At 72.7% G+C, this 11599-nt stretch carries 12 protein-coding genes; 3 read left to right on the top strand and 9 right to left on the bottom strand.

The window, feature by feature from the left end; translation table 11 throughout:
* Positions 1–93: 93 nt before the first annotated feature.
* Genes AB0D94_RS10080 through AB0D94_RS10090 form a run of 3 tightly spaced genes read right to left on the bottom strand, consistent with a single transcriptional unit; the run spans position 94 to position 2774 of the window.
* Positions 94–792 (bottom strand): response regulator transcription factor, encoded by a 699-nt coding sequence (locus AB0D94_RS10080; RefSeq protein ID WP_362048443.1) that lies wholly within the window; start codon positions 790–792, stop codon positions 94–96.
* On the bottom strand, positions 789–2009 hold the full coding sequence (locus tag AB0D94_RS10085; RefSeq protein ID WP_362048446.1) for a DUF5931 domain-containing protein: 1221 nt from the start codon (positions 2007–2009) through the stop codon (positions 789–791). The genes AB0D94_RS10080 and AB0D94_RS10085 overlap by 4 nt, the downstream gene beginning before the upstream one ends.
* A 33-nt stretch (positions 2010–2042) precedes the next feature.
* Positions 2043–2774: a lysophospholipid acyltransferase family protein gene (locus tag AB0D94_RS10090; protein WP_362048629.1), complete on the bottom strand. Its 732-nt coding sequence runs from the start codon at positions 2772–2774 to the stop codon at positions 2043–2045.
* Between the two features lie 166 nt (positions 2775–2940).
* On the opposite strand from AB0D94_RS10090, the gene AB0D94_RS10095 reads away from it, so the two are divergent.
* A complete protein-coding gene (locus AB0D94_RS10095) occupies positions 2941–3720 on the top strand; it encodes an alpha/beta fold hydrolase (protein ID WP_362048632.1) in 780 nt (259 codons plus the stop codon).
* Positions 3713–4315, top strand: coding sequence for a hypothetical protein (locus tag AB0D94_RS10100; protein WP_362048449.1), 603 nt, complete (start codon positions 3713–3715; stop codon positions 4313–4315). The genes AB0D94_RS10095 and AB0D94_RS10100 overlap by 8 nt, the downstream gene beginning before the upstream one ends.
* Positions 4316–4457: 142 nt before the next feature.
* Here AB0D94_RS10100 and AB0D94_RS10105 read toward each other — a convergent pair whose 3' ends face one another.
* From AB0D94_RS10105 to AB0D94_RS10130, 6 genes are all read right to left on the bottom strand, one after another.
* Entirely contained in the window at positions 4458–5219 is a 762-nt protein-coding gene (locus tag AB0D94_RS10105; protein ID WP_362048452.1) for an endonuclease/exonuclease/phosphatase family protein, read from the bottom strand.
* Between the two features lie 72 nt (positions 5220–5291).
* Entirely contained in the window at positions 5292–6233 is a 942-nt protein-coding gene (locus tag AB0D94_RS10110; RefSeq protein WP_362048455.1) for an ROK family glucokinase, read from the bottom strand.
* A gap of 61 nt (positions 6234–6294) precedes the next feature.
* On the bottom strand, positions 6295–6762 hold the full coding sequence (locus AB0D94_RS10115) for a DUF5304 domain-containing protein (protein ID WP_362048458.1): 468 nt from the start codon (positions 6760–6762) through the stop codon (positions 6295–6297).
* Between the two features lie 129 nt (positions 6763–6891).
* The gene (locus AB0D94_RS10120) at positions 6892–8103 is read right to left on the bottom strand and encodes an ArsA-related P-loop ATPase (protein ID WP_362048461.1); all 1212 of its coding nucleotides are present in this window, start codon (positions 8101–8103) and stop codon (positions 6892–6894) included.
* 142 nt (positions 8104–8245) lie between these two features.
* The gene (locus AB0D94_RS10125; protein ID WP_362048464.1) at positions 8246–8689 is read right to left on the bottom strand and encodes an SRPBCC family protein; all 444 of its coding nucleotides are present in this window, start codon (positions 8687–8689) and stop codon (positions 8246–8248) included.
* Positions 8690–8768: 79 nt separating this feature from the next.
* Positions 8769–9554: a metallophosphoesterase gene (locus tag AB0D94_RS10130; RefSeq protein WP_362048467.1), complete on the bottom strand. Its 786-nt coding sequence runs from the start codon at positions 9552–9554 to the stop codon at positions 8769–8771.
* Positions 9555–9783: 229 nt separating this feature from the next.
* Between AB0D94_RS10130 and AB0D94_RS10135 the strand changes: the two genes are divergently transcribed.
* Positions 9784–11580 (top strand): AMP-dependent synthetase/ligase, encoded by a 1797-nt coding sequence (locus AB0D94_RS10135; RefSeq protein ID WP_362048470.1) that lies wholly within the window; start codon positions 9784–9786, stop codon positions 11578–11580.
* Positions 11581–11599: the final 19 nt, after the last annotated feature.

Here is an 11599-nt window from a genome sequence, read left to right on the forward strand (position 1 = left end):
AGAGGTCAATTCCGGTGGAATCACGCGGCGTTGCGTACGCCCGTTCACTCGTACGAAGACGTAAGTACGATCGGCGCCACCGTCCGCGTCCGGCTACGCGTCGTCCAGGCCCCGCTCTATCGCGTACCGGACGAGCTCCACCCGGTTGTGCAACTGGAGTTTGCCCAGGGTGTTCTGGACGTGGTTCTGCACCGTCCGGTGGGAGATGACCAGCCGCTCCGCGATCTGCTTGTACGAGAGCCCCTTGGCCACCAGCCGCAGCACCTCGGTCTCGCGGTCGGTCAGCTGCGGCGCCTTCGGCTCGTCGGGGGCGGCCGGCGCCGGGTCGGTGGCCAGGCGCCGGTACTCGCCGAGCACCAGCCCGGCCAGGCCCGGGGTGAACACCGGGTCGCCGGCCGCCGTGCGGCGGACCGCGTCGATCAGCTCCTGGGCACCGGCGGACTTCAGCAGGTAGCCGGTCGCGCCGGACTTCACCGCTTCCAGTACGTCCGCGTGCTCACCGCTGGCCGACAGGACGAGGACCCGCAGGGCCGGGTGGGCGCCGACCAGCTCCTTGCAGACCTGCACCCCCGGCATTCCGGGCAGGTTCAGGTCGAGGACCAGGACGTCGGGGGAGACGGCGGGGGCCCGGCGGACCGCCTCGGGGCCGTCCCCGGCCGTGGCCACCACGTCGAAGCCCGCCGCGGCCAGGTCGCGGGCGACCGCGTCCCGCCACATCGGGTGGTCGTCGACGACCATGACCTTGATCTCGTGCAGCTCGTCCGTCTGGTTCAACTCGGTCCGTCCACTCATCGGTTGTCCGTCCTGCCCCTGGGTACTTTCAGTTCCACTTCGGTGCCCTGCCCGGGGACGGACAGCAGCTCGGCGCTGCCTCCCAGGTCGCGCAGCCGGCCGCGGATGGACAGGGCCACGCCCATCCGTCCCTCGCCCTCCGCCTGGTCGAGCCGGCCGGCCGGGATGCCCGGGCCGTCGTCGCGGACGGTCACTATCACCTCGTCGCCCCAGTCCTCGACCAGGATCCAGGCCCTGGCCCCCTCGCCCGCGTGCTTGCGCACGTTGTCGAGGGCGGCGCCGACCGCCGCGGCCAGCTCCCTCGCCGCGGGCACCGGCAGCGGGACCGGGGTGCCCGGCTCGGCGAAGCTCACCCGGGACCCGGCGTGCGGGGCGAGGAGCGTGCGCAGGTCCAGCTCACCGCCGTCGTCGGCGTCCGGCTCCTCCACCTCGTACGTGTCCACCAGCGCGCCGCGCGACTGGTCGGAGGAGACCCGGGAAGGCTGCACCAGCCCGCTGGAGACCAGGGTGCGCAGCGCGACCTCCTGCTCCCCCGCCATCCGGCCGAGCTCCTCGGCCTCCCCGCCCAGTTCGGTGCCGCGCCGCTGGACCATGGCGAGGACCTGGAGGACGCCGTCGTGGATGTCGCGGGCGAGACGCTCGCGCTCGCGGGTGGCGGCCTCGATCTCCAGGGCGCGGGCGAGGGTGTTCTCACTGGCCCGGGCCACCTCGACGACGTAGCCGATGGCCACGGAGGAGACCCAGACGAGCAGCACGTTGTGCAGGGCGTCCCGGGTGGGCTGGCCGCCGTGGATGAGGATGGTGGCCGCGGCCACGAAGGTGGAGGCGAAGCAGGCCCAGCGCCAGCCGCCCTTGATGGCGAAGGCCAGGACCGCGCCCCCGGTCCAGATCGTGGGGAGGGTCGGACCGCCCCCGGTGATCCGCTCGTGGGTGTCGGCGAGCGGGGTCAGCCCGATCCCGACGATGGCCACGGTGAGGTCCGCGACGAGGAAGCCCTTGGTGCAGCTGGCGGCGTTGGCCACCTTCGAGGTGGTGGCCAGGGTCCAGACGGCGAGGAAGGCGAGGTAGCCGGCCGCGACCCCGGGGTGGTCGAACTCCTTGTACGCGGAGACGAACAGCAGCACCGCGTAGACCATGGTGAGCAGCCGGTAGCCCGTCAGGGCGCGCCAGAGCGGCTGCTCCACCGACATGCGTACGACGCGCTCGCGCTTCGCCATCTCCCCCACCCCCCGCGGGCGGTTCCGCCCGCGCTACCCGGCGCTCCGGTCCGCCTTGTCGGCCTTGTCGGCCTTCTCGTTCTTGGCCGCCTTCTCGGCGTCGGCGATCTGGCGCTTCGCGGCCGTCGCGTAGATGTCGACGTACTCCTGGCCGGACAGCTTCATGATCTCGTACATGACCTCGTCGGTCACCGAGCGGAGGATGAACCGGTCGCTGTCCATGCCGTGGTAGCGGCTGAAGTCCAGCGGCTTGCCGATCCGGATGCCCGGGCGCATCAGCTTGGGGACCACCTTGCCGGGCGGCTGGATCTTCTCCGTGTCGATCATCGCCACGGGGATCACGGGCGCGCCGGTGGCCAGCGCCACCCGGGCCAGACCGCCGGGCTTGCCCCGGTACAGCCTGCCGTCGGGTGAACGCGTCCCCTCGGGGTAAATACCGAACAGCTCCCCGCGCTCGATGACCTCGATGCCGCTCTTGATCGCGGCCTCACCGGCCCCGCGCGCACCGGAGCGGTCCACCGGGAGCTGGCCGACGCCCTTGAAGAAGGCAGCCGTCAGCTTGCCCTTGACCCCTGGGGAGGTGAAGTACTCCGCCTTCGCGATGAAGGTGACCTTCCGGTCCAGCACCGCCGGCAGGAAGAAGGAGTCGGAGAAGGACAGGTGGTTGCTCGCGAGGATCGCCGGCCCCTCCGCGGGAATGTTCTCGAGGCCCTCCACCCACGGCCTGAAGGCGAGCTTCAGGGAACCGCCGATCGAGAACTTCATTGCGCCGTAGATCAACTCGAAAGCCTTCCTGTGTCTGTCGAACAGACCTTAACCCGTGGCTCCCCGTGCAGCGGCCCGACGACCCTGGTCGGTGTCATCCCCGTCGCGTACGGTGAAGTCACACAGAGCAACGCACCCACCAACCCTCATGACCAAGGAGATCCTGGTGCCCGTCCTCCCTGGAGCCGAGCCGTTCCGCCACGAGGGCGGTGAGGTCGGTGTCCTCCTCTGCCACGGCTTCACCGGTTCCCCGCAGTCGCTGCGCCCCTGGGCCGAGTACCTCGCCGAGCGCGGACTGACGGTGTCCCTGCCGCTGCTGCCCGGGCACGGGACGCGCTGGCAGGACATGCAGCTCACGGGCTGGCAGGACTGGTACGCCGAGGTGGACCGTGCGCTGCGGGAGCTGCTCGACCGGTGTGAGCAGGTCTTCGTCTTCGGGCTCTCGATGGGCGGCGCCCTGACGCTGCGGCTGGCGTCCAAGCACGGGGACGCGATCAGCGGCATCGTGCTCGTCAACCCGGCCAACAAGGTGCACGACCCGCTGGCCTTCGCCCTTCCGGTGGCCCAGCACTTCATCCGGTCCACCGCGGGCATCGCCAGCGACATCGCGAAGCCGGGCTCGGAGGAGGTCGGGTACGACCGCGTCCCGACCCGGGCCGCGCACTCGCTGCGCAAGTTCTTCCAGCTCGTGGACGCCGAGCTGCCGCAGGTCACGCAGCCGGTGCTGCTGCTGCACAGCCCGCAGGACCACGTCGTACCGCCGGCGGACTCGGCGCGGATCCTCGCCCGGGTCTCCTCCACGGACGTCACCGAGACCCTGCTGGAACAGAGCTACCACGTCGCGACGTTGGACCATGACGCGGAGCGGATCTTCGCGGACAGCTATGCGTTCGTCGGCCGACTGGCGGAGAGCGTGGGCAGGGAGGGGGCGGAGGCCGGTGGCTGAGCACGAGGAGCAGCCGGGCGGGGTGCCGCCGCTCGACGAGGAAGCGGCGTGGGCGGCGATCGTCGCCGGGTACGGGCAGGAACCGCCGGACCCGCCCGGCGCGCGGCCGTTCAAGCCGATCGAGAACCTGCTGCTGCCCGAGGAAGACGTCAAGCCCTTGCCACCGGACCCGAAGCCCGAGCCCGAGCCCGAGCCGAAGGCCGGGCAGGACCCCGAAGCGGAGCCGGAGGAGCCCGCGCCGCCCGTGGCACTGGGCAGCTCGGTGACCTTCGCCCCGGGCGTCGGCGGAGCGGGCCCCCGGGACCACTCCCTCGCGGAGCCGAAGGAAGACGACCTGACGCCGGAGGAGGAGGGCCACTTCGTCCCCCCTGAGCCCGAGCTCCCGCCCGCGGACGTGACGGCCAAGTTCGCCTGGCTGGCGGTGGTCGGCGGCCCGGTGCTGCTGCTCCTGGCGGTCCTCCTCCAGTGGGACATGACCTGGTGGCTGACGACGCTGGGCATCGGCGGCTTCCTCGGCGGCTTCGCGACGCTGGTGGGCCGCATGGCACACGACGACGACGAGGACGACGACCCGGGCCGCGGCGCAGTCGTCTGACTTTTACGTGAGGGGCTGGGTTTGCCCGCAGGGCAATTCCAGCCCCTCCGGCGTTTCTGTTCCAGCCCCTCCGGCGTTTGAGCAGCGGGGGTCCGGGGGCGGAGGCCCGGCAACGGCGCCACACCCGGACCTCACGGCACGGCTACGGCGCAGCCGGCACCCGCAGGGCGGCCAACACCGGCAGGTGATCCGTCGCCGCCCGCAGATCCGCGGCCGTGACCCCGGGCAGTCCCACGGGGACCCCGCAGCCCAGCACCTCCACGCCCCCCGTCGCGAACACCGCGTCGATGCGCCGGTCGGCCGCCCCCACGGGAAACGTCGGCCCGCCGCCCCACGGCGCCACCTCCCGGCAGTCCTGGAGTTCGGCGGCCAGCCGGCCGAAGGCCGGGCCGTCCGGGCCCTCGTTCAGATCGCCCGCGGCGACCGCGTACGGGACCTCCAGCGCGGCGAGGCGCTCCAGCAGCATCCCGGCCTGGGCCCGGCGCTCCTCGCGCTGGAGCGACAGGTGGGCGCTGACCACCCCGGTCCGGGCCGCCCCGAAGCGGACCACGGCCGTGGCGAAGCCGCGCCGGTGCAGGCCGGGGGTGCGGGGCAGCAGTACGTCCTCGGTCCGCTCCACGGTGGCCCGCAGCGAGCACAGCAGCAGCGGCCCGGCCGCCGTCGCGCCCCCGCCGAGCACCACGAGGCCGCTCTTCCGGGCGAGCCGCGCCGCGTGTTTGCGCCACCGGAAGAACCGCGGCGCCTCCTGTACGCACACCAGGTCCGGCGCGCAGGCCCGGATCACCCGGGCCAGCGCCTCCTCGTCGTCGCGCAGGGAGCGGATGTTGTAGCTGAGCACCCGGATCACGGCAGAACCGTCGGGCTCCGTCAGAGACTTCGGCAGCGAAGGCAGCAGCTGGTCCATGCCCGCAACATACGCAGCTGCCCGCCGCACCCCCAAGGGGCGCGGCGGGCAGTCACCGTGGGGCGGGGCGGCTCAGCCCTGGCGGGCCAGGTCGGCCGCGCCGACGAGTCCGGCCTTGCCGCCGAGCTGTGCGGCGAGGACCTGGGCGTGCGGCCGCCACGCGCCGCCGACCAGCCAGCGCTTGAAGGACTTGCGGATCGGGTCGAGGACGAGGTCGCCCTCGTCGGAGACCCCGCCGCCGACGATGAACGCGGACGGGTCGAAGAGCGAGGCCAGGTCGGCGAGGCCCGCGCCGGCCCAGCGGGCCAGCTCGCGGAAGGCGTCGATGGCCACCAGGTCGCCCTGCCGGGCGGCCTGGCTGATGTGCTTGCCCTCGATGCCCTCGGGGGTGCCGTCGCCGAGGGACAGCAGGACCGTCGCGTTCTCCGGGGTGGCGTTGGCGCGCTGCTTCGCGTACCGGACGAGCGCGCGCCCGGAGGCGTACTGCTCCCAGCAGCCCTGGCTGCCGCATCCGCACAGCAGGCCGTCGGGGACGACGCGGATGTGGCCGAACTCGGCGGCGACGCCGAAGCGGCCGCGCCGCAGCTTGTTGCCGATGATGATGCCGCCGCCCAGGCCGGTGCCGAGCGTGATGCAGATGACGTCCTCGTGGCCCTGGCCGGCGCCGAAGCGGTACTCGCCCCAGGCCGCGCAGTTCGCGTCGTTCTCGACGACGACCGGCAGGCCGATGCGCTGCTCGACCTTGTCCTTGAGCGGTTCGTGCCGCCAGTTGATGTTCGGCGCGAAGAGTACGGTCGCGCGCTTGTCGTCCACGTATCCGGCGGCGCCGATGCCGACGGCGTCGATGGTGTGGTTGCTGCTGACTTCGGAGACGGCGGCGCAGATCGCGTCCGTCACTCCGTCCGCGGTCGGCGGGGTGGGCACCTTGTACGTCTCAAGGATGGTGCCCTCTTCGTCGACCACGCCGGCCGCGATCTTCGTGCCGCCGATGTCGACGCCGATGGTGAGTCCCATTAGTCCCTCGGTTTCCGGTCAAACCCCGCCACGGCCAACCGTACCCGAGGGCGAGGTCCGTTCAGTCGAGATCGATCCGCTCGCCCGGGCCGTCGTCCGGGCCCTCGTCGCGGGGGTCGCGGTCGGCGGACGGCTGGTCCGGTCGGCGCTGGCCGGGCGGCGTGTCGCGGGTCCAGCGGCGCTCGTGGCCCTCGACGGCCGAACGGTAGGCGGCGAGCAGCTCGGAGCCGGCGGTCGCGAGGTGGTCGAAGACCTCGGGATTGCGCTCGATGACGGGCTTGGCGGCGGTCTTCGCCTGGTTGACGAACTGCCGTACGGCGCCCTGGGCGGCGCCGCCCAGGAGCGGGTTGTTCAGCCCGGAGACCTTGTCGGCGACGGCTTCGAACAGCTTGAACAGTTCCTCGGCGGCGGTCCCGGTCTGCTGGGCACCGCCCTGCCCGCGCAGGCGCTCCTTCTCGGCGGCGAGGTCCTCGGCGCAGGCCCTGGCCCAGGCGTCGTCGTCGGTGGGGCGGTCGGTGGCCTCGCTCATGGCGGACTCTCCTGCGGCGGGTGCGGAGCGTGCGTAACGGACTACCTTCGACGGTACCCGAACGGCGGTACGGCGACGGGGGTGACCTGCCGGTCGGACTGAGCCCGGCCTGACCCGCAGGTCACCCCTTTAGGACGTACGGGGCCACAGTCCCGGGTCGGGGGTGAAGCGGATGCGGAGCACGTCGTCGGCCAGGGCCGCCCCGGAGACCGTGCAGCGGCGCAGCGCCGAGGGCAGCGGAACGATCCTGCGGTACGGGCCCGCCGTCAGCAGCAGCTCGTCGCCGCGGCGGATCAGGTCGAGGTCGCTCTTGCGGGCGTGCGGCAGGCGGACGGCCCAGACGAGCACCCCGTCCTCGGCGAGCCGGTCCTCGACGGGCCAGGGCCGGCGCCGGCCGGGGCTGCCGGGGGTGAGGGTGGGGCCCGTGTCGGGGCCGGTCAGCTCCGCGAGGTCCCCGGGCCCCTGCGGGTCACGGCCGAGGTGCGGGAGCTCCAGGGTCGTGACGTCCTGGCCCCAGTCCTCCAGGAAGGCGAGCTGCTGGGCGGCGACCGACTTGGCCCAGGGGTCCGCGCAGTCCCGCGGTACGAGCCGGTTGGCGACCAGGTCCGCGACGCCCAGCTCGTGCAGGGCGAGCCCGAGCACCCCGGCGCGCAGGGCGGCGTGGGCGGCCGGCCCGGGCTCGGCGACCAGCCGGACCCGGGTGGTGTCGGCTCCGACGACCGCCTGGACGGCGGCGAGCTCCTCGTCCCAGCGGGCGGCGGCCTCGTAGAGCCACTGCGCGGGCATGGGCACCCCGGCCAGCTGGGCCAGTACGGGCCGCAGGGCGCGGGCCGCCTGCCGTTCGGCGGGCAGCAGCCGGGCGAGGTAGCGGCGCAGCTGGGCGGGCAGGGCCAGGGTGGCGACGGCCTGGTGGAGCGGGGGCAGGTCGACGACGACCAGGTCGGTCGCGGGCGCGGCGGCGGCCCGGCGCAGGGCGCGCAGCAGGGCGAACTGCTCGGCGCCGGGCAGTTCGGTGAGCTCCTCGGCTCCGAGCGGCCGGGCCCCGAGCATGCCGAGGAGGGCGGAGCCGCGCTCCTGGAGGGCGACGAACTCCTCGCGGAACTCCTCACCGGAGTCCACCCGGGCCACCCGGAACCCGCCGGCCACCGGTACGGCCCGCAGCCCGTGCACGACCTCGGCGGACTCCCCCACCGGCGCGCCGACGAGGGCGGCCAGCGGATCGCCGGGGTCGCCGGACAGCAGCAGCACGCGCCGCCCGTCCCGCGCGGCGGCGAGGGCGGTGGCCGCGGCCACGGTGGTCCGCCCGGCCCCGCCGGGGCCGGTGATCAGCAGGGTGTGCATGGGGTGCGCGTGCTCCGGATCGGAATCGGGCCCGGGCGGCCCGGGCTCAGGCGGCCAGGGCCCGGGCGCTCGGGTAGCTCGGGCAGCTCAGGCTCGGGCTCAGGATGCCGGGCTCAGGCGGCTCGGCCGCCAGGGCTCGGGATCAGCGGGTCGATTCCACGCGCTTCTTCAGGCCCGCCAGAGCACGGTCGATGATGACCTTCTCGGCCTTGCGCTTGATCATGCCGAGCATCGGGATCTTGACGTCCACGGTCAGCTGGTAGGTGACCTCGGTGCGCTTGCCGCCTTCCAGCGGAGCCAGCCGGTACGAACCGTCCAGCTGGCGCAGCATCTGCGACTTGTCCAGGGTCCAGCTGACCTCGTCCGCGCCCTTCCAGGTGTAGGCGAGGGTGTGGTCGTCCTTGATCGCGCCCGCGTCGAGCAGCAGCCGTACCTTCTCGGCGCGGCCCTCGGCGTCGGTGGCCAGTACCTCGGCCTCCTTCACCTCACCGGTCCACTCGGGGTAGCGGGCGAAGTCGGCGATCACGGCCATCACGTCGGCCGGCGCAGCCTCGATCGTGATGCTTGAGCTGGTGTGTTCCGCCATCGCGGTCGCTCCTCCGGGGAGTGTTCGAGGAAGTGTGCGGCCTCCGGCCGCCGCTCGAAGGCTACCGTGCGTGCGGAGCTCACCACTCCAGGGCCCAGGGCCTTCCGGTCGCCGCGAAGTGCCCGACGTTCACGCACTCCGTGCCCCCGATCCGCATCCGCTGTGCCAGCGGCTGGTGCACGTGCCCGAAGAGGGCGTAGCGGGGGCGGGTGCGGCGGATGGCGGCCAGCAGGGCCTCGCTGCCCCGTTCGAAGCGGCGCGCGACCGTGTCGTAGCAGAGCTCGGGCACCTCCGGCGGGATGTGCGAGCACAGGACGTCCACCTCGCCGAGCGCCTCGACCTTGGCGGCGTACTCCTCCACGTCCACCTCGTAGGGGGTGCGCATCGGCGAGGGCAGCCCGCCGCCCACGAAGCCGAAGACCAGGCCGCCGATCTCGGTGCGCTGGCCGTCGAGGACGGTGAGGCCGGGGCGGGCGGCGTATTCCGGCCACAGCCCCGGGATGTCGACATTGCCGTAGGTGGCGTACGTAGGGGTGGGGAAGGCGGCGAACATCTGGGCGTACTGGCGGCGTACCGCGCCCTCGATCAGCTGCTCCCGGTCCAGCCCCGCCCACAGCTCCCGGCCGAGGGCACGGGCCTCCTCGAAGCGGCGCGCGGTGCGCAGCTCGACGATCCGGTCGGCGTTCTCGACGCCGAACAGGTCGGGGAAGATCCCGCGCGAGTGGTCGGCGTAGTCGAGGAAGAGCACCAGGTCACCGAGGCAGATGAGCGCGTCGGCGCCCTCTCCGGCCCGGGCGAGGGCCTCGGTGTTGCCGTGGACGTCGCTGACGACGTGAACTCGCGTGCGCCTGTTCCTGCCACCCATGCCGACACCCTAGGGGCGCCTGGGTCCGGCGGGTAGAGCGGGTCCCCCCACCGGTCCGGACCTGCGGTTACTTCCGAGTCCCGGAGCGGGTCGACTAGGGTCGCTCCGGTGGGGCCGCGTCATGTGACGCACGGAACATCTGGCCGGTTCCCTCTATCGGAACCCACTACCGGTGGGTAACGTCCGGTCGGTCCACACGGTGGCGATGGCGCCCAGAGGAGCAGCAGTCTTGCGCGAGTTCAGCCTTCCGGCCCTGTACGAGGTCCCGTCGGACGGGAACCTGACGGATCTCATCCGCCGCAACGCCGCTCAGCATCCCGACACGGCCGTCATGGCCCGCAAGGTCGACGGCCGCTGGCAGGACGTGACCGCGACCGAGTTCCTCGCCGAGGTCCGGGCCGCGGCCAAGGGCCTGATGGCCGCCGGCGTGCAGCCCGGCGACCGGGTCGCCCTGATCTCCCGTACCCGCTACGAGTGGGTGCTGATCGACTTCGCGATCTGGAGCGCGGGCGGCGTCACCGTTCCCGTGTACGAGACCAGCTCCCCCGAGCAGATCCAGTGGATCCTCGGCGACTCGGGCTCCGTCGCCGCGGTCGTCGAGAGCCCCGGGCACGGCGCGGCCGTGGAAGCCCTGCGGGACAACCTGCCGGAGCTGCGCGAGGTCTGGGAGATCGAGCGGGGCGCCCTCGACGCGCTGAAGGCCGCGGGCGAGAAGATCACCGACGCCGAGCTCGACGAGCGCAGCAGCCTCGCGGGCGCCGACGACCCGGCGACCATCGTCTACACCTCCGGCACCACCGGCCGCCCCAAGGGCTGCGTGCTGAGCCACCGCAACTTCTTCGCGGAGTGCGGCAACGCGGTCGAGCGGCTGAAGCCGCTGTTCAAGACCGGCGAGTGCTCGGTGCTCCTCTTCCTGCCGGCCGCGCACGTCTTCGGGCGTCTGGTGGAGGTCGCGGCCGTCCTGGCGCCGATCCGGCTGGGCTGCGTACCGGACATCAAGAACCTCACCGACGAACTCCAGTCCTTCCGGCCCACGCTGATCCTCGGTGTGCCGCGGGTCTTCGAAAAGGTCTACAACTCGGCGCGCGCCAAGGCGCAGGCCGACGGCAAGGGCAAGATCTTCGACGCCGCGGCCGAGACGGCGATCGCGTACAGCCGTGCGCTGGACACCCCGCGCGGCCCGTCCTTCGGGCTGAAGCTCAAGCACAAGCTCTTCACGAAGCTGGTCTACAGCAAGCTGCACGCCGTCCTCGGCGGGCGCGGCGAGTACGCGATCTCCGGCGGCGCCCCGCTGGGCGAGCGGCTCGGGCACTTCTTCCGCGGCATCGGCTTCACGGTGCTGGAGGGCTACGGCCTGACCGAGTCCTGCGCGGCGACCACCTTCAACCCGTGGGACAAGCAGAAGATCGGTACGGTCGGCCAGCCCATGCCGGGCTCCGTGGTGCGCATCGCGGACGACGGCGAGGTGCTGCTGCACGGCGAGCAGATCTTCACGGGCTACTGGAAGAACGAGACGGCGACCGCCGAGGCGCTGACCGACGGCTGGTTCCACACCGGCGACGTCGGCACCCTCGACGAGGACGGCTACCTCACGATCACCGGGCGCAAGAAGGAACTCATCGTCACCGCGGGCGGCAAGAACGTCGCGCCAGCCGTGATCGAGGACCGGATCCGGGCGCACGCGCTGGTCGCGGAGTGCATGGTGGTGGGCGACGGGCGGCCGTTCGTGGCCGCGCTGGTCACCATCGACGAGGAGTTCCTCGGCCGCTGGGCCGCGGAGCACGGGAAGCCGGCCGGTGTCACGGCGGCCGAGCTGCGTGAGGACGCGGAGCTGATCGCCGCGGTCCAGAAGGCCGTGGACGACGGCAACGCGGCGGTTTCCAAGGCGGAATCGGTGCGGAAATTCCGCATTCTGCCCTCCCAGTTCACGGAGGAGTCGGGCCACATCACGCCGTCGCTGAAGCTGAAGCGCAACGTGGTGGCGAAGGACTTCGCGGACGAGATCGAGGCGCTCTACCGCGGCTGACCCCACCGGGCGGCCGGGC

It is taken from the genome of Streptomyces sp. NPDC048255, from assembly GCF_040652415.1.
GTDB lineage: Bacteria > Actinomycetota > Actinomycetes > Streptomycetales > Streptomycetaceae > Streptomyces.